Here is a 20101-nt window from a genome sequence, read left to right as displayed (position 1 = left end):
TCACCCGGCGCCGGTGTTCCCGGCGTTCGGTGGCTCCGGTTGCCCGGTGAAGCCGATCAGCTTCACCAGGGGCGCAGCCAACCGGTCGAACACCCGCGGCAGCAGGCGGTAGCCCAGCAGCAGCGGTGTGTTCACCACCCCGATCTGCCGCTCCCCGGAGCGGCGGTGCTGGGCTGCGTCGACGACGGCCGCGGCGATCTTCTCGGGAGGGTCGGCCAGCGGCGGGACCCGCGGGACCCGCCCCAGGTGGTTCGCCGCGTGCCGGTAGATCCCGGTATCGACGGCCCCCGGGTAGATACCGGTCACCGTGATCCCGGGGTCGCCCCTCAGTTCCTGGCGCAGCACCCGGATCAGCGCCGTGACCGCGAACTTGCTGATCACATAGGGGCCCAGCAGCGGCACGGCCACGTGCCCGAACAGCGATCCGACGACGATCAACGTGCCCGACCCGCGGGCCCGGAACTGGCTCACCGCGGCGCGGGAGACGTAGACCGCGCCGAGGACGTCGGTGCGTACCACCGCGTCGACCACGTCCAGCGGGATCTCGGTGAGTGCCCCGATCGCCGCCACCGAGGCGTTCTGCACCACGACGTCCGGCGGCCCGAATACCTCGGTGACGTGGTCGAACAGTCGCGCCACCTGGGCACTGTCACCGATGTCCGTCGGCTCGGGCAGCGCGGCCCGGGCGCCGCGGTCGAGGCACTCGGCCGCCACGGCGGCCAGCGCGTCGGCGTCCCGAGCGGCCAGGACCAGCCGGGCGCCGTCGGCGGCGAAGCGCAGCGCGACGTGTCGGCCGATGCCGTCACTCGCGCCGGTGATCACCACGACCTGCGACGTTGTTCCGGGCACCCGCCCGCGATACCCCCGGTGTCGCCGTGCAAACGGTCAGGTGTGGCGGCGGTCGTGGGTCAGGCCCGCGGTACGCCCCCAGATGAGCAGCACCGTCAACATGCCCAGGGCCAGCACGACGTGCAGCCAGTTGTCGGCGGTGTTGACCGGGACCACATTGGCCGCCGAGTCGTGCGGGACGACGAAGCCGTACAGCGCCAGCAGCCCATAGACCACCGCACCGAACAGCAGGTAACCCCGGGCCCCGTTGTAGGTGCCCGACAGCGCGACGCCGAGTACCCCGAAGAGCAGGTGGAGCGCATTGTGCAGCGCCGAGACGGCGAAGACGCCGAACAGTGCGGCGCCCGAGTGGTGCCCGGCGAAGGTCAACTGGTCGTAATCGGTGGTGACACCGGGTACGAAGCCGAGCACACCCACGACGAGGAAGAGCGCTCCAACGGCGACCGACGCGTGCTGGATCGGCGCGCGCAGCGCCGTCGGGGCGGCGACCGGACTGCCCTGGGTTCCTGGAGTGGCCATGCGACGGTGATAGCCGTTGCGGGCCGGTCGAAACCGGGGTTCGACGAATTTGAGCCAACAGATATGTGTGCTATGCATATTTGGTGCCGAAGTCCCCGTACGACGATCTCGACGATCTGTTGACGCGCATCCACATCGCGCGGCAGCGGCCGACGTGGCGTCGTCGTCTGCTGGACTCGGCCGGGCCGCTGCGGTCGGTGTCCACGCTGCGGGTGCTGCGCGCGGTCGAAGAGTGCGAAGGTGCCGGGGCCAGCGTGCGCGACGTCGCCGACTACCTCGCCGTCGAGCAGTCCACCGCCAGCCGCACCGTGGCCGCGGTCGTCGCCGCCGGCCTGCTGACCAAGACCGTTGATCCCGGAGACCAGCGCCGCTGCGTGCTGTTGCTCACCGACGAGGGGCGCGCCGCGCTGTCCGCGGTGACCCGGCGGCGGCGCAAGCTGGTCGCCGAGGCCGTGGCCGACTGGCCCGAGGATGACGTGGAGTCGCTGGTGTCGCTGCTCGACCGGTTGACCGAACGCTTCGAGTCAGCGGAGAGCCGATGACCGCCGAGACCACACCGGCACCGCCGGTGCTGCACAGCCGCGGCGCACTGGGCCTGATGTTCGACCCGGTGTTCGGGGCCCTGTTCTGGGGCAAGATCTTCTCCGTCGCCGCGGTCTGGACGCACGGCATCGTCGCCGCGATCGTGATGTACGAGGCCACCGGTTCGGCGTTGATGGTCGGGCTGGTCGGCGTGGTGCAGTTCGCTCCCCAGCTGATCCTGAGCCCGATGAGCGGCAAGTGGGCCGACACCGGCAACCCGGCACGCCAGATCCTGCTCGGCCGAGTCCTGTGCGTGGCCGGTTCGGGCGCCACGGCCGCCTGGTTCTTCGCGGTGCCCGACATCGCCGGGATGTCCGCGGCCGTGCCCATCCTGCTCGGTTCGGCGCTGGTGGGCTTCGGGTTCGTCGTCGGCGGGCCCGCGATGCAGGCCATCGTGCCGAACCTGATCCGCGACGGGGAACTGCCCACCGCGATGGCGCTCAACAGCATCCCCATGACCATCGGCCGCGTCGTGGGCCCGGCGACCGGCGCGTACCTGGCCGCGCACCTGGGTCCGGAGGTGGCGTTCGCGGTCAGCGCGGTGCTGCATCTGGTGTTCGCCGCGCTCCTGGTCGTGGTCCGCTTCCCGGCGCCGCCGCAGCGGCGGGCCGGTGCCGACTACCGGGTCCGCGTCGCCGTGCGCTACGTGCTGCGCGACCGTCCCCTGTTGCTGTCGCTCGCCGCGGTCACCGTCGTCGGTATCGCCTCGGATTCGTCGATCACGTTGACGCCGTCGCTGGCCGACCACCTGGGCGGCGGCGCCGGACTGGTCGGCACGCTCTCGGCGGTGTTCGGGGTGGGCGCCGCGCTCGGCATGGGCGCTCTGGCCCTGCTGCGCGGCCGGATCGCCTCGGCGATGGTGTCCTCGATCGGGCTCGTGGTGCTCGCCGCGGGACTCGCGACACTCACCGTCGGATACACGGTGCCGCTGGCGATGACCGGCCTGGCGATCGCCGGCTTCGGATTCGGCTGTGCCATGACGGGTTTGAGCACCCTGGTGCAGGAACGAGCCCCCGAGGAACTGCGCGGCCGGATCATGGCGCTGTGGCTGGTCGGGTTCCTCGGGTCCCGGCCCATCGCCGCCGCGGTGCTCGGCGGTACCGCCGACCTGCTCGGGGTGCTGGCCGGTTTCGGCGTCGCCGCCGCGCTGACGGTGATCATGGCGGTGCTGTGCCTGCCGCGGCGGCTGCGCGGTCCGCGTCCGTCGGTCTAGCCGAGCCGGCGGCGACCCGTCAGCTCCTGGATGGTGTGCACCTCGCCCGGCCGGTACGGTCGGCCACTCGGCTGCAGCAGATCGTGGAACCACAGCCCGGGCGGTCCGGTCACCGGCCTCTCCCACGAATCCCAGGGCAGGTACGTCTGCGTCTTGCCGGCCACCAGACCCCAGGTGTAGGCGCCGATCCGGCGTCGCTTGGTGATCGGCAGGATCGTCTCCACGGTGCTGTCCAGTGATCGCGCCATGTACTCGGTGCACATCATCGGCCGGCCCAGCGGGGTCAGCTCGGCGATCCGGGCCTCGAACTCGCGCGGTCCAGCGTAGCTGTGGAAGGTGACGACGTCGGAGTTGTCGAGCTGGATGGTGTTGATGACGCCGCGCCGGGCCGGGTCGCCCCATTCCCCGTCCCAGACGCCGCTGGTCAACGGCTGGATCGGATCGACGGCACGGGCCCACCCGAACACCTGGGGCAACAGGTCGGCCACGACGTCGACCTTGTCGGCGCGCTCGACGTCGGAGTACACGTCGGCCGGGTTGTCCGGCTCGTTCCACAGGTCCCACCCGAGCACCCGCTCGTCGGTGCGGAACTGCCGCAGCACGCCCGTCACGTAGTCGCGCAGCAGCGTGCGGTAGCGGCGATCGTCGAGGAAGTGCGCGCCGGGGCTCTGCACCCATCCGGAGTTGTGCACCCCCGGACGCGGTGCGCGTTGGCGGCCCAGGCGCGGCTCGGGGTCCCAGCACGAATCGAAGAGCACCAGCAGCGGTTTGATGCGGTGGCGGGCCGCGATGTCGACGAACTGGCCCAGCCGCCGCTGGAAACCGGTGCGGTCCTGCAGCCACAGCTGGTCGTGCAGGAATACGCGCACGGTGTTGAAGCCGAGCCACTTGGCCATGTGCAGCTCGCTGTCGATGCGCCGCGGATCGAAGGTTCCCGGTTGGAACATCTCGAGCTGGTTGACGGCGTTGGAGGTGATGAAGTTCGCCCCGACCAGCCAACCCTGCGCGTCGTACCAGCGGTGGACCCGCTCGGCCGACCACCGCTGCGCCGCCCCGTGCGCCGGTGCGGACAGCGCGATACCGGCGGTGGCCAGCAGCGGCAGTTTCAGAGCGGTGCGCCGACCCATGGGCTCACGCATCGAGAACAACAATCCTTTGCTCGGTGGGGAATCGGCCTCAACCCCGGGGTCGTCGATGCGGACGTACCAGGCGGGTGGGCCGTGAGAACCTCTCGACGAGTCTATCGGCGCCCACCCGCGGCCTCGTTACGCCGACGGGTGCCCGGAAAGCCTGGCGTGCCTGCGAAATTCGCTGAACCACGCGACAGGCCACGCCGAACCGGTTCGCCTCTTTGCTCGCAGGGACGGTCGCAAACAGGTTGCGTCCATTGGTGATTCGAACCACACCCGCCGCACGCACGACACCGAGGCGAATATCGACAGCGGGTCGAAAATCGGACCGTTTTCCGTCAACATGGGTGACGCACGCAGGCAGGGGTCCCTTCGAGGAGCAGGCAGTCGACAGTGAACAGAATTCGTCGTTGGTGTGCGGTGCTCGCGCCTGTGGTGGCGCTGGCGGGAGGACCGGTGGCCGCCGCCGCGCCGGCCTACGCGGCGCCGTGCCCGGATGTCGAGGTGGTGTTCGCGCGCGGCACGTTCGAACCACCCGGTGTCGGCGCCACCGGCCAGGCGTTCGTCGACGCGCTGCGCGCGCGCACCGGCCCCCGGTCGGTCGAGGTGTACCCGGTGAACTATCCCGCGTCGTTCGACTTCGCCACCGCGGCAACAGGTGTCATCGACGCCAGCAACCGCGTGATGGACACCGCCGCGCGGTGCCCGGAGACCGACGTGGTGATCGGCGGGTTCTCTCAGGGCGCCGCGGTCGCGGCCTACATCACCGCGGACAAGATCCCCGACGGCTATGTGCCCCCGCCGGGGATGACCGGGCCGATGCCGCCCGAGGTGGCCGAGCGGGTCGCGGCGGTGACGTTGTTCGGCAAGCCCTCCAGCGGCTTCCTGCAGGCCATCTACACCGGCGCTCCGCCCATCAACGTGGGGTCGCGGTATGTCGACAAGACCCTCGACGCCTGCATCCCCGAGGATCCGGTGTGTTCTCCCACCGGCGGTGACAACGGGGCGCACGGGGCCTACACGGTGCGCGGTCTGACCGACCAGGCCGCCGACTACGTCGTCGGCAAGCTCGCCGCGGACTGATTCTCACCCGTCGGCGTCGGGGATGCCTTCCGGCGGCGGGGTGGCATACGCCGGGTTGGCGGGAGGCACGTCGGTCTGCTGGTCGTCGCTGTCGGGGTCAGGAACTCGATCCTCGGGTGACATGGTTTCGGCGTACCCGTTCCACGGGGACCTATTCGCCAGGTCGGTCAACAGGCGTTGCACGCTGCGGCCCAACGACGGCGGCACGCGGTCGGGGTCCATCAGGTCGTTCTCGGCCAGCGGCCCGGCCTCGCCGGCGATGGTGTCGGCGGTGAACTCGCAGACGGTGCGTCCGTGCCCGGCGAGGTCGCGGATCGTCTGCAGCACCGACCCGGTGCGCGTCGCCGCCGCGGCGAACTCCTCGACCGGTACCCCGAGGTGTTCGGCGATCAGCCGGTCCCGCACACCGGCGACCGTGCGCCGCACCCGCTGCTCATCGGGATCGCCCGGCGCGGCCTCGATCGCCACATCGCACTCGCTGTCGAAGCCCATGGACCGGTTGTTCAGGTTCGACGATCCGATCCGCAGCAGCCGGTCGTCGGCGGTCAGCACCTTGGAGTGCACGTAGATCGGCGTCCCTCCCGCGGTCACCGGCCAGAACGCCGCGAACCGGCCGTGGCGGTCGGCGTCCCACAGCAGGTGCAGCATCTCGTAACGCGCGGTGTCCATGGCGGTGCGTTCCAGTGGGCTCTCCGAGCAGCGCGGCAGCACCACCACGACCTCGGGGCCGTCCGGTTCGCGCAGCCGTTCTGCGAGTGCCTCGGCGATCGCCCGCGACGCCAGGTACTGGTTCTCCAGGTAGAGCAGGTCGCGGGCCGCGCCGATGGCGGCGAAGTTCAGCGCCTCCACCTCGCGCGCCTCGTGTGCCGGCGGCAGTGCGGGCAGGGTGCGCGCGACGCCGACCCGGACGGGGGTCAGCGTCGGTTCCAGGCTGCGTGGCCACACCGTGCCGGGAGCGGCGACCGGCGCCAGGTACTGGCCGGTGGCTGCCCGCCACCGGTTGCGGGCCTGTTCGGCCAGGACGCGGGCCGCGGCGCCGTCCACCGCGACGGCGACTTCGTGGCGCGGCCCGTAGCGCTCGTCACCGGTGCGACGAAAAGTGTTGTCGTCGGGATGATCCGGGGTGTCCCACCGCTCGATGGTCAGGTCGATGCCGCCGCAGAAGGCCACGGCGTCGTCGACCACCACGATCTTCTGGTGGTGCACGGCCCCGGTCGGATGCGCGCCGTCCACGGCGAACTGCAACCGCTCACTGCTGACCCGGTTGAGCAACGACACCGGGATCACACCCCGCCAGATGACCTGCAGCGTCGGCACCAGACGGAGGTTGGACTTGAGCATGCAGATCTCCAGACCCGACCGGCGCCGCACCAACCACCGCAGCAGAGCGTCCAGGTTGTTCGGCCCGGCCAGCGTCTTGCCGTCGTTCTCGAAGGTCATCCGGTAATCGAAGTCCCACCCGACCAGGATGATGCGGCGACGCGCACGCAACATCGCCGCCTTGACCTGACGGAAGTAGTCCGCGGCGTCGACGATGACGGCGAACCGGTCCGCGGTCTCGGTGCGCCAGCAGGTTCGTCCGGCGACCAGCAACCGTCCCTCGCCCATGCCACCCACTCTGCTCTGCGATCCGCCGCGGCGCGACGGGCCGTCACGCGTTCGTCTGATCCTCTTTCGGTACCCGGGTTGCGCCTGCTCGTCACGTGATCCCGGGAACAGCCGACCGTTTTCGCGTCGGGAAGACGGGGAACAGCACGCGTATGTCCATGCGCGTCGCCGTCACGGGTCCCACCGGGGAGATCGGGCTGTCGACCATCGGCGCGCTGGAGAGTCACCCCGACGTCACCGAGATCGTGGGGATGGCGCGGCGACCGTTCGATCCGTCCGCCCACGGCTGGACGAAAACCACCTACCGGCAAGGCGACATCCTCGACCGCGCCGCGGTGGACGCGCTGGTCGCCGACGTCGACGTGGTGGTCCATCTGGCGTTCATCGTGCTGGGTTCGCGCGAGGAGAGCGCGCGGGTCAACCTCGCCGGCACCCGCAACGTGTTCGAGGCGACCGTGGCAGCGGCCCGGCCGCGCCGCCTGGTCTACACCTCCTCGGTCGCCGCCTACGGCTACCACTCCGACAATCCCATCCCGATCACCGAGGACGTCCCGCCGCGCGGCTCCCCCGAGCACTACTACTCCGAGCAGAAGGCCGCCTGCGAGGCCGCGCTGGCCGACATCACGGCGGGCAGCGCGCTCGAGGTGTTCGTCCTGCGGCCGTGCATCGTCGCCGGCCCGAAGGCCACCGCTCTGGCCGACGCCATGCCGTGGAACCAGCTGCCCGGCCCGGTGCGTCGGGTGTCGCAGGCGTTGCCGCTGCTCAAGCCGCCGTTCCCGGACCCCGGTACCCCGCTGCAACTGGTGCACCACGACGACGTCGCCTCGGCGATCACGCTGGCCGTCACCACCGACAGCGCGCCGCCGGGCGCGTACAACATTGCCGGTGACGGTGTGCTGTCGATGTCGGCGGTCGGGGACGCGCTCGGCGCCCGCCCGCTGAAGGTACCGCGCGCCGCGGCGGTGGCCACCTCGGAGGTGATGGCGCGGCTGCCGTTCGTGCCGTCGAGCCTGGAATGGCTGCACGCGGGGCGCACCTCGGTGGTGATGGACACCACCAAGGCCCGCGAGCAGCTCGGGTGGCGGCCGAAGTTCACGGCGGCCGAGACGCTGTCCGCGCTCGCGAGCTACGTCAGCCAGGGCTCATGACCCCTGGGACACCTACGTCGAAGGGATGGGGGCGATGATGTCTGTCGTGATCGTCGGCAGCGGGTTCACCGGTTTCGAGTGCGCGCGCCGGTTGACCCGGATTCTGCGCAAGCACAGCAAGGATGGCGCGGAGGTCGAGGTGACCCTGGTGTCGCCGGTGGACTACATGCTCTACACGCCGCTGCTGCCCGACGTCGCGGGCGGCGTGGTCGACGGTCGGTTCGTCACCATCCCGCTGGCCAACACGCTGCGCGGGGTCACGCAGGTGCGCGGCCGCGCCACCGACGTCGACTTCGACGGCCGGACGCTGACCTACACCGATCCGGAGGACCGTACCCGGCAGTTGAGCTGGGACCGGCTGGTGCTGGCACCGGGATCGGTGACGCGGTTGTTCGACATCCCCGGGCTGGCCGCTCACGCGCGCGGCCTGAAATCGACCGCGGAAGCGCTGTACCTGCGCGATCACGTGCTCGAGCAACTCGAGCTGGCCCACGTCGACGACGACGCACGCCGAATCCGTGCCCGCCGCACCGTCGTGATCGTCGGCGCGTCCTACTCCGGTACCGAGCTGGCGGTGCAGTTGCGGGCGTTGGCCGACTCGGCGGCACGGCAGCTGGGCTTCGACGGCTCGGACGTCCGGTTCGTGCTGCTCGACATGGCCGAGCAGGTCATGCCCGAGGTCGGTGAGAAGCTCGGTGCCGCCGCCATGCGGGTGTTGCGGCAACGGGGCATCGACGTGCGGTTGGGGATGACGCTCAAAGCGGTGCACGACGACCACGTCGTGCTCAGCGACGACAGCCGGATCGACACCCATACCGTGGCGTGGGTGACCGGGGTGACCGGCGCGCCGCTGATCGACGGCCTCGGACTGGACACCGAACGCGGCCGCCTCAAGGTCGGTGCGGACCTGGCGGTGCCCGGGCATCCGGACGTGTTCGCCGGCGGGGACGCCGCCGCGGTGCCCGACCTGACCAAGCCGGGCAAGATCACCCCGCCCACGGCGCAACACGCCACCCGTCAGGGAAAAGTCTTGGCGCGCAATGTCGCTGCCAGCCTGGGCTACGGCACCCGCAAGCATTACAAGCATCGCGACATGGGCCTGGTGGTCGACCTGGGCCCGCGGTACGCGGTGGCCAACCCGCTGAACATCTCGTTGTCCGGCCTGCCAGCCAAGGTGGTCACCCGCGCCTACCATCTGTACGCGATTCCCCGGTTCGTCAACCGGTGGGCCGTGTCGCTGGCCTATCTGACCGACGCGGTGTTCGACCGGTCGGTGGTGTCGATGGGGCTCTCGACCAGTGAGGACGCGAATTTCGCCGCCAGTGAGGGCATTCCACTGCCGAAGGCGAACTGAGGGTGCGTCACCTCCGCGCGTGGTAGGCACACACCTGTGACTGATCCGCCGCCGCTGCTGTTCGTGCTGGACCTGACCGGCACCTTCGCGTTCGGGCTCAACGGCGCGCTGACCGCGGTGCGCGCCACGCACCTCGACGTGGTCGGCGTGGTCACGCTGGGCATGATGACCGCCCTCGGCGGCGGGGTGATCCGCGACGTGCTGATCGGCGCGATCCCGCCGGCCACCTTCGTGGACTGGCGTTATTTCGCGCTGGCGGTCGCCGGCGGGGTGATCGCGTTTCTGCTCGGCCAGCGACTGGACCGCTTGGAGACGCCGATCGTGGTGCTCGACGCGGTCGGGTTGAGCGTGTTCGCGGTCATCGGCGCCGCCAAGGCCATCGAGTACGGCCTGGGTGTCGCGCCGGCGGTGCTGCTGGGCGTCATCACGGCGGTGGGCGGCGGCACGATCCGCGATGCGCTGGTCGGGCAGGTCCCGACCGTGTTGCGCACCGAGTTGTACGCGATCCCGGCCATGGTGGCGGCCATCGCGACGGTGGCGGCGATATCCCTTGACGTCTACAGCCTTCCGGTGGCTTTGGCGGCTGCGGGGGCGTGCTTCGTCATCCGGATGCTCGGGGTGCGGTTCAACCTGCACGCACCCCGACCGCCGGGCACCGAGTGGAAGAGCTAGGCACCCACCGTGATACGCGCCAGCGCGGCGCGGACGGGGTCAGGGATCGGCACCGCCCTGCGGTCGTCTCGGCCGACGAACACGTGCACGAAGTGGCCGTGGGCGACCGCGGTGTCGTCGGCACCCCGGAAGATCGCGATGCCATAGGTGACCGACCGGTTGCCGAGTTTGTCCACCCGCAACCCGGCGCGCAGTTCGTCGGGGTAGGCGACCGGCGCCCGGTAGCTGCAGGCCGATTCGACGACCAGCCCGATCACCGGTCCGTTGTGGATGTCGAGACCGCCCTCGGTGATCAGGAAGTGGTTGGCGACGGTGTCGAAGTAGCTGTAGTAGGTGACGTTGTTGACGTGGCCGTAGACGTCGTTGTCCATCCAGCGTGTCGTGATCGGCAGGAAGTAGTGGTAGTCGGCCGCGGTGTGCGCTGCGTCCATCACCAGTACCGCATCGCATGGCGGAACGTGTCGGTCAGCAGCGTCTCGTCGACCGACAGCGGCGCGTTGCTCAGCAGCCGCTGTTGCGGCAGCGCGCCCTCGGTCAGCGCCGCGACATCGGCGCTGCTGTAGCCGACCCCGGCCAGACCGTTGGGCATCTTGACCGCCCGCATGATCTCGACCAGACGGTCGGACAGGATGTCACCGGCGTCGTCTGCGGCGACGGCGTCGATGATGTCGGCGCCGAGGATCCGGGCCGCCTCGAGGTGACGGTCGGGGTCGCTGACCGCGGTCGCGCTGAACGCGGCGGGTGCGTTGAGGATGACCGCCATTCCGTGCGGCACAAGCGGTTCGGTGCCGGGATAGCCGTCCGGGTGGTAGCGACGGACCTGCCCGGCCACCGCGTAGGACATCGCGTGGGGCAGGTGCACCCCGGCGTTGCCGAACGCGATGCCGGCCAGCGTGGCCGCCCACATCACCTGTTCGCGCGCTTCGCGATCCGACGCGTCGGCGACCGCGCGGAACAGGTAGTCACCGAGCAGGTGCATCGCCTCCTGGCTGCCCATGTCGCTCCACGGGTTGGCGCCCTGGCTCATCGGGCGTCGGCCGGTTTGTGCCGGGGCGCTGCGCCGGTGGTAGGGCCGCGCGGTGTAGGACTCCAGCGCATGCGACAGCACGTCGAGCCCGCTGCACGCCACCACCGGGCCCGGCAGGGTGTCGGTGGTGTCGGGGTCGACGAGCGCCTCGGTGGGGCGTAGGGCCGGCGCGGCGATCCCGGTCTTGGCGTGGGCGCTGAGCAGGTCGAAGATCGCGATGCCGGTGACTTCGCTGCCGGTGCCCGAGGTGGTCGGGCACGCGATGTGGGGGCGCAGCGGCCCCGGGACCGGTTTCCCGGCGCCGAGCGGGGCGTTGACGTAGTCGAGGAAGTCCGCGGGGTGGGTCGCGTAGAGGTTGGCGGCCTTGGCGGTGTCGATGACGGAGCCGCCGCCGACCGACACGTAACCGTCGGCATTGGTTTCGGTCGCGAATTCGATTGCCTGCCGGAAGGATTCGTCGGTCGGCTCGATGCGGGCTTCGGTGTAGGTGACGGCGTCGATGCCCGCCGCGCGCAGCGATGCCACCACGGTGTCGAAGATCGCCAGTTGCGCCACGCCGGGGTCGGAGAACACCGCGGCCCGGGTGATGCCTTGTGCGGCGGCGCGCTCCCCCACCTCGTTCAGGCAACCCCGGCCGAACGTGACGCGCGAAGCGTCGACGGTGAACGCGGTGTCGTAGCTCTCGGAAGCATCGGTGAGGAGGTCGTGAGCGCAGCCCATGGCCCGATTCTGCCCCTCGTGGCGAAAACCGCACCCGGTTCGGCAGTCTGGAGGCATGGACACCGTGGAATATGCGCCCGACCGTTCGGCCGATCTGTTCGGCGATCCGGCCGACCCGACGATCCTGGTGTGGCACGGCACCCAGACCGACGCCCGCGCCACCGTCGGCATGCTGTGCGAACTGCTCGCCGGGCGCGGGTTCGGGGTCGTCGCCGCCGACTGGAACTCCCACGCCGACGACCGCGGCCGCGCTGACCTGCTGGCCTCGGCCGAGTTCGCGCGCACCTGGTCGGCCGGCGGGGACGGGCTGTCGGTGCTCGGGTGGTCGCTGGGCGCGGTGGCCGCGGCCGGGCTGACCTTCCGGGCCGGCGAGTACGGCGTGCCGATTGCGCACACCGTCTGCCTGGCCGGGGCGTTCATGGTGGCCGATCCGATCTCCGGGGAGCCGCTGTCGACGCTGCTGGCGGATGCGCCGGTCGGCGGTGGCTTCACGCTGCTGCACGGCACCGACGACGACGTGGTGCCCGCGCAGGCCAGCCGCTCGTTCGGCGCCGACCTGCAGCGCGCCGGCTGGTCGGCGCGGGTCGTGGAGTTACCCACCGACCACGGCGCGATCGCCGGTGCCCGCTACGACGCCGCCGTCGACCGGTATTTCCCGGCGACCGACGAGCACACCCGCACGGTGGCCACCGACGTCGCCGACCAGATCCGCGACGCCCTCCCCTGACGCCGCGGGTACGTTCGATGGGGTGAAGCACCCGCAGGACAGAATCGACGCCAGCGCCCTGACCGGTGTGTCGGAGACCGCGCTGCTGACCCTCAACGGCCGCGTGTTCCAGGCCCGTCATCCGCAGGCGATCATCGACGACCCGATGGCGATCCGGCTGGTCGACTCCATCGACTTCGACTTCGGCAAGTTCGGCCGCCGCAAGGGTCAGGAGATGGCGCTGCGGTCACTGGCCTTCGACCGCGCCGCCCGGGAGTATCTGACCGCGCATCCGCGCGCGACGGTCGTCGCGCTGGCCGAGGGCTTCCAGACCAGTTTCTGGCGGCTCAGCGACAGCATCACCAACCCTGAGTTCCGTTGGCTGACCGTCGATCTGGAACCGGTCATCCGGCTGCGCGAACGCCTGTTGCCGGCCTCGGAGCGGATCACCACCCTGGCCCAGTCGGCGCTGGACTACAGCTGGATGGACCACGTCGACACCGCAGAGGGAGTGTTCATCACCGCCGAGGGTCTGCTGATGTATCTGCAGCCGGACGAGTCGATGAGCCTGATCAGCGCGTGCGCCAGCCGATTCCCGGGGGCGCAGATGATCTTCGACCTGCCTCCGGTGCTGGTGAAGAAGTTCGCACCGAAGGGCATGCGTTCGTCGGCGAGCTACCGGATACCTCCGATGCCGTTCAGCTTGACCCCCGCGCAGCTGGCCGATCTGACCCACACGATGCCCGGGGTCAAGGCGGTGCACGACCTGCCGATGCCGCGCGGGCGGGGTTTCTTCTTCGAGAAGATCTTCCCGGCGTTCTGGCAGTTCAAGCCCACCAGGCAGATTCGCGGTACCTACACGCTGCTGGAGTTCGGCACCGACGCGTCGTCGACGAACCGCGCACGGTAACCCGCCAGCCGCTCGGCGATCTCGCTCGGGTCCAGACCGACATCGGCCGCGTCGTAGGCGACGCTGCCGTGCCTGCCGCGGGGATGGTCGCGGCGGAACTGCGCCATCGCCTCGCGCGTCGACGCGCCGAACGGCTGCCCCGCGAGGTCGTAGATCCGCGCGATGGTGGCTTCCTCGTCGGCCATGAAATCGTCGAACCGCACGTCGATCGACTGGTCGGCCGGCAGCACGTCGCGATCGCGCAGACAACCGTCGAACAGGTCCTCGACCCGACCCAGCCAGTAGCGGCCCAGCTTCTCCGGGTCCGGGTCACGCGTGGCCATGCGCGCGGCATAGGCGATCATCGTGACCATCGACTGCGTCACCTCGACCGGATCACGGTGGGTGACAACGAACGTCGCATCCGGGAACGTCTCGGCCAGCGCGGGGAACTGCTCGAGGTGCTGCGGGGACTTCAGGATCCAGCGGCTTCCGCCACGCAGCCACTGCAGCGCCTGCAGGCTGCGTTTGAGGTAGGCATACGACGGTCGTTGGTCGTGCGACTTGTAGTGCGCAGCGAAACTCGGTACGTAGTAGGTGGTTTCGAACAGCATGCCGGAGATGTCGTTGGCCAGCAGCTGGATTTCCTCGTGTGCGTGGTCGACGGTCATCTCGTGCATGCGTTTGAAGTCCGGCATCGACGCGTCGATCAGCTCGAGGCCGGCCGCACAGCGTTCGCGGCGCGGCGCTTCGGTCTCCTCGTCGGGCGCGGGGAACGGTTCCAGGCTCTCCCAGTACGGCAGGTGCCGCAGACCGGGATCCGCGGCGATCAGGTTGTGCAGGTGGGTGGTTCCGGTGCGGGGCAGCCCGCAGATGATGATCGGCCGCTCGACCGGCACGCTGGTGATCTCCGGGTGCTCGGCGATCAATGCCTCCAGACGCAGCCGGTTGACCAGGTTGCCCACCAGCTGCTCGAACACTACGGCGACACCGACGTCGGACAGGCCGGCCTCGTCCCGCAGCGCCGCGCACAGCACGTCGAGACGTTCCCGGAAACCGTCGTCACCCCAGTCGTCGAGGCCGGTGCGCGCGGCGGCCGTCGCCAGCAAGTCGGCCGGGGTGAGGGTGAGGGTCCGGCCGTAGGCGGCCAGTGCCTCGCGCATCGGTTGTGCCGCTTCGGGATACGCGGGGGCATCCAGGTCGGTGAACCGGATCGGCGCCGGGCGTGTCATGACGCCACGTCGTCGAGCGGGACGACCGTGCACCGCGGACGGGCCGGTGTCTGATCGGGCAGGAACCACCGCAGCCAGATCAGCCCGGTGCTCCGACCCGCGGTGGACACCCAGTTGGGGTGGCCGGGGTCGCGGTCGCTGATCACGATCCGCCAGGATCCGTCGGGCTCGTAGGAGACCTGGGCACCGTTGATCGTCACGCGTTCGTAGGTGTAGTCGTAGGTGTGCAGGAACGGATTCCACAGGCACAGGTTCCAGAACGCGCACTCCGGTGAGGTGCCTTCGACGACCAGGGCCTGATCCGGTTGCAGCTCGTAGGCGCCCATGCCGTAGGCGGCGTCGGCGGCCGACCAGCCGTAGGCGTGCTCGGGCACCGGGAACGGCTCGTGGATCTCGTTGGGCGGTCCGATCCGGCTGGGCAGGAACGACACCTGTTCGCGCAGCCAGGCTTTGGCGGCACGTAGCCGGCGGGTCAGGTCTTCGGCGCTGTCGCGCCGGCGCGACGGCCGGTCCAGCGCCTCGATCTTCCATGTGGGCCGACGGCCGGCACGAGGCTCGGTGAGGTAGTCGCGGGTCAGCGCGAACTCCGCGTCCGGGTCCAGCCGCAGCCAGGCGCCGGCCTGGGGGTCGGGGCTGAGCAGGAACTCGAAGTCGCCGTTGTCGTCGATGTCCAGGGTGCGGTCGTTCATGGTCCCGACGATGCGGTTGCTGTACTGCCCACCACCCGGTCCGCCGTACACCGTCATCGACAGGTACACCGCGTCGCCGCGGTTGCCGGTGACCCGGTAGGTGCGCTTCGGGTCCAGCGGCGCAAGTTGATAGAAGGCGTCGGAATTGTCGCCGCCCCATTTGAGATACGGGCCGATGATGTCGGTCAGGACGGGGTTGTCCCGGTCGCCCCACACGTAGGCGTCGACGGTGACCCGCAGCAGGCTGAACGTCAGGCGGTAGCCGTCGAGCAGGTCGGGTTCACTCAGCGGCGGGTCGGCGTCGAGCAGTTTGCGTTCCACGGCGCGCAGTTCGTCGAGCAGCTCATTGAAGGCTGCGGAAAGCTCCGGGCCTGCGTTGGTTTTCACGTGTCCTCCATTCCGGCGGCGGTGCCGCGCAACAACACTGAACAGATGCGGTCGACGAAGTCGGTGTCGGCGCGGCGGCCGAGCACCTGAACCCCGTAGAAGGTGCTGCCGATCAGCACGTCGTAGAGCATGTCGCCGTCCACGTCGGACCGGAAAACTCCCGCAGCGACGCCGCCGTCGACCAGGGTCAGGAACTCTGCGCGGGTGGAGTCGTCGAGCAGCTGCTGAGCGCGGATGGACAGTTCCGGGTCCCGGTGGCGCTCGGCCAGGATGCCCATGGCGGCGGCTTCGACCACCGGGTCGGTCCAGAACCGGACCACCCGCTCCACGAACAGGCGCAGGTCGTCGTCGAACCGGCCGGTGCCGACGAAGGGCTCGTGGGCAGCGACGTCGCCGAAGGCCGCGTCGAAGACGAGGTGCACCTTGGACGGCCAGCGCCGGTAGATCGTCGGGCGCGTGGTGTCGGCGGCGCGCGCGACCGCTTCGATCGACAGACTTTCGTAGCCGTCGCTGACCAGCAGTCGTCGCGCCGCGGCCAGAATGGCGTCGTCGGTGGCAGGATTCCGGCGACGACCGCGGCCCGGTTCGGGTGACGTCACCAGCGGCGTCCGACTGTCATATCCATTACGTTACGTAACGTAATGCGAGTCGGTCAAGGGTCAACCCTGCGCGGCCACGCGGGCACGTTCGCGCACCGAGGCGACGACGCCGCCGTCGTTCAGGATGTCGGTGCCGGTGAGGTAGCCGGCCTTGTCACCGGCGAGGAATGCGAACAACTCCGCCATCTCCTCGGGTCGCCCCCATCGGGGCACGGCGGCGTCGGCGACCAGCGCACCGGCGCCGGCCTGCTCCTCGAGCCGGCCCATCTCGGTGTCGACGGAGCCGGGCGAGACGGACACGATGCGCAGGGTCCGGGTGTTGAACCGTTCGGCCTGCGAGCTGCTGTACCACTTCACGAAGGCCTTGCTGAACGCATACGCGATGCCCGACCGCATCTCGTCGGGCACGATCTCGCATGCCGCGCGCATCTCGGCCAGAAACGCTGCGTCGTCGTCGAGCGCCAGCGCGAACTTCGCCGTGGGGATCATCTCTTCGGGCACCAGGTGCGCGGCCATCGAGGCCACGTTGACGATGGCCGATCCCGGTTCGGCGCGGGCGAAGAACGCCTCGTTGACATAGAGCGTGCCGAGTGCGTTGGTGCGCATCACGTAGTCGGCGTCCCCCATGCTGGGACTGACCCCGGCGGTGTGGATGACCGCGCGCACCGGGCCCAGAGCGGCTGCGCGATCGAACATCTCATCGACGGCCTTCTGGTCGGTGACGTCGCAGTGCACCGGTGTCGCACTGATGCCCTTGTCGGCGAGGTCCGCGGTCGCGGCGTCGAGACGGTCTCCGCGGACGTCGGCGAGGACCAGGACATGGTCGCGGCCGACGATGTTGGCCGTCGCGACACCCATGCCGCCGGCTCCTCCGGTGATCACCGTCACGTTCTGCATACCGAGACGGTATACCGAACCCCTTACCGGAGGGTCGCTCAGGTTCGCACGACAGCGCGGCGCGTCCCGGCCGCTGCGGATCGCCGAGTTTGCTCGGTTATCCCGTGCGCCGGATTTCGCGCACCTCAGCCTTCGACCAGATCCTTCAGGCGGTCGAGGGTCTGGTTCATGATGTGGGCCACCTGGCGGGCGGCGACCCGGTCGGCAATCAGTCCGAGCAGACCGCCGGGCGCCTCGTAGGAGAGCCGGAACGTCACCTTGGTGCGGCCGTCTTCAGCCGGGCGCAGCCGGAACCGGCCGCGCAGGGTGACGCCGGTGATCCCGACCCAGGCCAGGTCGCGCGCCTCCTCGAACTCGACGACCTCGACGACACCGCCGATCGGTACCGAGCCCACCTTCCAGTGCACGGTGTAGCGCGAACCGATCCCGACCTCGCCGGAGGTGACGACCTCCCAGCGCTCGAGGCTGGCCATGAACTCCGGATAGCAGCCGGGATCGCTGACGTGCTTCCAGACGGCGTGGGGGTCGGCGTCGATGACGACGCTGCGTTGCAGCCTCATCCGAGCACCGGGAATCGTCGTTCGGCGGCGAGCCGGTCGACGGCGGCCTGCAAGGCGCCCTCGACCTTGTCATGGACGGCATCGTCGTCGCCGGCCTCGATCTCCTCGGCGGTGATCGGCTCCTGCGCTTCGACGACGATCTTCGACGGTAACGGGATGTGTCCGGTCAGGTCGCCGACCACCAGGCCCCACGGCGGGGCGATGGCGATCGGAACGCTCTTGAGCCGCAACAGTCTGTCGACGCCGAGCAACTTGGCCAATCCCTGCCCCCGGCTGAGGAAGAACACACTCTCCTGGCCGCCGACGCTGGCGATCGGCACGATCGGCACCCCGGCTTCGCGAGCCAGGCGCACATAACCTTTGCGTCCGCCGAAGTCGACCTTGTTGCGTTCCCAGAACGGGCGGAAGACCTCGTAGTCGCCGCCCGGGTACACCAGCAGCGCGGCCCCGGACTCGAGTGCCAGGCGCGCGTTGTCCGGGTTGGCCGCCACGGTGCCGAATTTGCGCAGCGACGCCAGCGGCGGCGCGGACACCACGAGGTTGTGGGCGAGTTGGTAGAACGGGCGCTCGACACCGAAGTAGGAACAGAACGCCAACGTGAACACGAACGTGTCCGGCGGGACGTTGCCGCCGCTGTGGTTGCCGACCATCAGCACCGGACCGTCGGCGGGGATGCGGTCGAGCCCACGGACGTCGGCGCGGAAATACAACGAGGCCAGCAGCCACAGCCCCGGAAGCTGCTCCCGGATGTAGTCCGCGTCGCGCTGGTCGAGGTCGGCTTTCGGCACACGCGCGGCCACCTGTTCCTTGACCCATCCGAGCACGTCGTCGAAGCCCGCCATGGCTGGGGATATTGACAAACGGCGGCCCCGGCAAACCTGGTCGGCGCGGTGGCCGGGGCCCGGGGACGAGCACGCGATCGTTGCTCACGCTTCGCAAATGAGCACCGGTCCGCCGAGCGCTCTCCGCGGGGCCGCTCGCACATGTACCGTGAGCAAACAGCAGAAGAACTTGCGGCCTGCGGTTGCAACGTATTCGGGAGACGTGGCGAATGCACTGGATCGTGAGGTGGTGGCGGGAACCCGACCACTTCATGTGGCTCAGTGGCTATCTGCAGGCACGCGGGATGGCCCGGCCGATGCGCCGCATGATGGTGGTGGTCGCCGCCTCGCTGACGCTGGTTCCGGTCAACGCCGTGTGGGGTCCGGCGTCGGTCGACAACCGACTCGCCGGGATCCTCGCGGCGCTCTCGGCGATCGCCGGGCTGACGCTGGCCGTCTTGTGGATGACGCGGTGGCCCAACCGCATCGAGTCGATCATCTTCGCCGCCATCGGCAGCATGACGATCGCGCTCGGTTGTCTCTGGCAGGCCGAACCGCTGATCGGGTTGATGGCGTGCAGCGCGCTGGCGGTGTCGGGGGGCTACATCGCGTTCTTCCACACGCCCCGCTACATGCTGATCAACTTCCTGTTGGCGATGACGGTGGGCGCGGTGCTGACCTACCGGGTCGCCGAGGCCGGCGAACCGGTGCTCGCGCTGACCGGACTGTTCCTGGTGCTCGAACTCAACGTGGGCGTGCCGTTCGCGATTCAGGTGGTGGTGCGCGCGTTGCGCTCCGACCTGTTGAGCTCGGACCGCGACCCGCTGACCGGGCTGCTGAACCGGCGGGCGTTCACCGACGCGGTCGTCGGACGTCTGGTGGCACGTCGAGGCGATGCCTACCTGGTCTTGGCCCTGGTGGACCTGGACCGATTCAAGTCGATCAACGACATCTACGGCCATGCCGCCGGTGATGAGGCGCTGGTCGAGGTGGCGCACGCGCTGACCGGCGCCTGCCCCGAGACCGCGCTGGTGTGCCGCATGGGTGGTGAGGAGTTCCTGGTCGCCGACGTCGTCAAATCCGCCGATCCGACGGCGTGGGCGCAGTGCCTGTGCGCCGCGGTGGAGTCGATCTCCTACAGCGTGACGGCCAGTGTGGGCACCGCGACCGCGGCGCTCGACGACGTCGGCGCCGACGAGGCCAAAGCCACCTTCCACCGCCTGGTCCGCGAGGCCGACGCGGCCATGTACTCGGCGAAGCGGCGCGGCGGCAACCGCGTTCAGCATGCGTCCGGCGAGGCCGCGTAACCGCGCCGCAGCGGTCCGCTCGAACAAACCCGACGTTTTTCAATCGTTACGAAGGTTTGTCCCAATTGCCACACGGGTAACTTTTGTCACAGGGTCGGCGAACGTCAGC

Annotated in this window: 21 protein-coding genes; 9 read left to right on the top strand and 12 right to left on the bottom strand. The window is 69.8% G+C overall.

The genetic code is table 11. From position 1 onward, the window contains the following. Window positions 1-849, bottom strand: coding sequence for an SDR family NAD(P)-dependent oxidoreductase (locus ACAG25_RS05310; RefSeq protein WP_370487245.1), 849 nt, complete (start codon window positions 847-849; stop codon window positions 1-3). Window positions 850-885: 36 nt separating this feature from the next. Further along, window positions 886-1368, bottom strand: a complete 483-nt coding sequence (locus ACAG25_RS05305; RefSeq protein WP_370487244.1) for a DUF4383 domain-containing protein — start codon at window positions 1366-1368, stop codon at window positions 886-888. Between the two features lie 65 nt (window positions 1369-1433). On the opposite strand from ACAG25_RS05305, the gene ACAG25_RS05300 reads away from it, so the two are divergent. Further along, on the top strand, window positions 1434-1910 hold the full coding sequence (locus ACAG25_RS05300) for a MarR family winged helix-turn-helix transcriptional regulator (protein ID WP_370487243.1): 477 nt from the start codon (window positions 1434-1436) through the stop codon (window positions 1908-1910). Further along, on the top strand, window positions 1907-3163 hold the full coding sequence (locus ACAG25_RS05295) for an MFS transporter (RefSeq protein ID WP_370487242.1): 1257 nt from the start codon (window positions 1907-1909) through the stop codon (window positions 3161-3163). Before ACAG25_RS05300 ends, ACAG25_RS05295 begins: the two co-directional genes overlap by 4 nt. Here ACAG25_RS05295 and ACAG25_RS05290 read toward each other — a convergent pair. After that, complete coding sequence (locus tag ACAG25_RS05290) at window positions 3160-4290, bottom strand: 1,4-beta-xylanase (protein ID WP_370487412.1); 1131 nt, start codon at window positions 4288-4290, stop codon at window positions 3160-3162. The genes ACAG25_RS05295 and ACAG25_RS05290 overlap by 4 nt on opposite strands. Window positions 4291-4686: 396 nt before the next feature. Between ACAG25_RS05290 and ACAG25_RS05285 the strand changes: the two genes are divergently transcribed. Continuing rightward, complete coding sequence (locus ACAG25_RS05285) at window positions 4687-5376, top strand: cutinase family protein (protein ID WP_370487241.1); 690 nt, start codon at window positions 4687-4689, stop codon at window positions 5374-5376. A 3-nt stretch (window positions 5377-5379) separates the two neighbouring features. On the opposite strand, the gene ACAG25_RS05280 is transcribed toward ACAG25_RS05285, so the two are convergent. After that, entirely contained in the window at window positions 5380-6984 is a 1605-nt protein-coding gene (locus tag ACAG25_RS05280) for a phospholipase D-like domain-containing protein (protein ID WP_370487240.1), read from the bottom strand. Window positions 6985-7136: 152 nt separating this feature from the next. Between ACAG25_RS05280 and ACAG25_RS05275 the strand changes: the two genes are divergently transcribed. Genes ACAG25_RS05275 through ACAG25_RS05265 form a run of 3 tightly spaced genes read left to right on the top strand, consistent with a single transcriptional unit; the run spans window position 7137 to window position 10158 of the window. Then, entirely contained in the window at window positions 7137-8132 is a 996-nt protein-coding gene (locus tag ACAG25_RS05275) for an NAD-dependent epimerase/dehydratase family protein (protein ID WP_370487239.1), read from the top strand. Between the two features lie 34 nt (window positions 8133-8166). Further along, window positions 8167-9486, top strand: coding sequence for an NAD(P)/FAD-dependent oxidoreductase (locus tag ACAG25_RS05270; RefSeq protein ID WP_370487238.1), 1320 nt, complete (start codon window positions 8167-8169; stop codon window positions 9484-9486). Between the two features lie 36 nt (window positions 9487-9522). Beyond that, entirely contained in the window at window positions 9523-10158 is a 636-nt protein-coding gene (locus ACAG25_RS05265; RefSeq protein WP_370487237.1) for a trimeric intracellular cation channel family protein, read from the top strand. On the opposite strand, the gene ACAG25_RS05260 is transcribed toward ACAG25_RS05265, so the two are convergent. Both ACAG25_RS05260 and ACAG25_RS05255 read right to left on the bottom strand, forming a co-directional pair. Further along, a complete protein-coding gene (locus ACAG25_RS05260) occupies window positions 10155-10589 on the bottom strand; it encodes an acyl-CoA thioesterase (RefSeq protein WP_370487236.1) in 435 nt (144 codons plus the stop codon). The genes ACAG25_RS05265 and ACAG25_RS05260 overlap by 4 nt on opposite strands. Beyond that, entirely contained in the window at window positions 10589-11905 is a 1317-nt protein-coding gene (locus tag ACAG25_RS05255; protein WP_370487235.1) for a hydroxyacid-oxoacid transhydrogenase, read from the bottom strand. Before ACAG25_RS05255 ends, ACAG25_RS05260 begins: the two co-directional genes overlap by 1 nt. Window positions 11906-11960: 55 nt before the next feature. Between ACAG25_RS05255 and ACAG25_RS05250 the strand changes: the two genes are divergently transcribed. After that, entirely contained in the window at window positions 11961-12632 is a 672-nt protein-coding gene (locus ACAG25_RS05250) for an esterase (protein ID WP_370487234.1), read from the top strand. A gap of 22 nt (window positions 12633-12654) precedes the next feature. After that, window positions 12655-13521 (top strand): class I SAM-dependent methyltransferase, encoded by an 867-nt coding sequence (locus ACAG25_RS05245; RefSeq protein ID WP_370487232.1) that lies wholly within the window; start codon window positions 12655-12657, stop codon window positions 13519-13521. On the opposite strand, the gene ACAG25_RS05240 is transcribed toward ACAG25_RS05245, so the two are convergent. From ACAG25_RS05240 to ACAG25_RS05215, 6 genes are all read right to left on the bottom strand, one after another. After that, window positions 13467-14732, bottom strand: a complete 1266-nt coding sequence (locus ACAG25_RS05240; protein ID WP_370487231.1) for a sulfotransferase — start codon at window positions 14730-14732, stop codon at window positions 13467-13469. The two genes, ACAG25_RS05245 and ACAG25_RS05240, sit on opposite strands and share 55 nt — an antisense overlap. Then, the gene (locus tag ACAG25_RS05235; RefSeq protein ID WP_370487230.1) at window positions 14729-15808 is read right to left on the bottom strand and encodes a DUF1214 domain-containing protein; all 1080 of its coding nucleotides are present in this window, start codon (window positions 15806-15808) and stop codon (window positions 14729-14731) included. Before ACAG25_RS05235 ends, ACAG25_RS05240 begins: the two co-directional genes overlap by 4 nt. Beyond that, entirely contained in the window at window positions 15805-16407 is a 603-nt protein-coding gene (locus ACAG25_RS05230; RefSeq protein ID WP_370487229.1) for a TetR/AcrR family transcriptional regulator, read from the bottom strand. The genes ACAG25_RS05235 and ACAG25_RS05230 overlap by 4 nt, the downstream gene beginning before the upstream one ends. A 60-nt stretch (window positions 16408-16467) precedes the next feature. Then, on the bottom strand, window positions 16468-17304 hold the full coding sequence (locus tag ACAG25_RS05225; protein ID WP_370487228.1) for an SDR family oxidoreductase: 837 nt from the start codon (window positions 17302-17304) through the stop codon (window positions 16468-16470). 125 nt (window positions 17305-17429) lie between these two features. Then, window positions 17430-17864: an SRPBCC family protein gene (locus ACAG25_RS05220; RefSeq protein ID WP_370487227.1), complete on the bottom strand. Its 435-nt coding sequence runs from the start codon at window positions 17862-17864 to the stop codon at window positions 17430-17432. Next, entirely contained in the window at window positions 17861-18706 is an 846-nt protein-coding gene (locus ACAG25_RS05215) for a lysophospholipid acyltransferase family protein (protein WP_370487226.1), read from the bottom strand. The genes ACAG25_RS05220 and ACAG25_RS05215 overlap by 4 nt, the downstream gene beginning before the upstream one ends. Before the next feature lie 209 nt (window positions 18707-18915). On the opposite strand from ACAG25_RS05215, the gene ACAG25_RS05210 reads away from it, so the two are divergent. Continuing rightward, complete coding sequence (locus ACAG25_RS05210) at window positions 18916-19992, top strand: diguanylate cyclase (protein ID WP_370487225.1); 1077 nt, start codon at window positions 18916-18918, stop codon at window positions 19990-19992. The last annotated feature ends 109 nt before the right edge of the window (window positions 19993-20101 follow it).

Source organism: Mycobacterium sp. pV006, assembly GCF_041287115.1.
Lineage (GTDB): Bacteria > Actinomycetota > Actinomycetes > Mycobacteriales > Mycobacteriaceae > Mycobacterium.
This window is presented reverse-complemented; position numbering and strand designations above follow the sequence as displayed.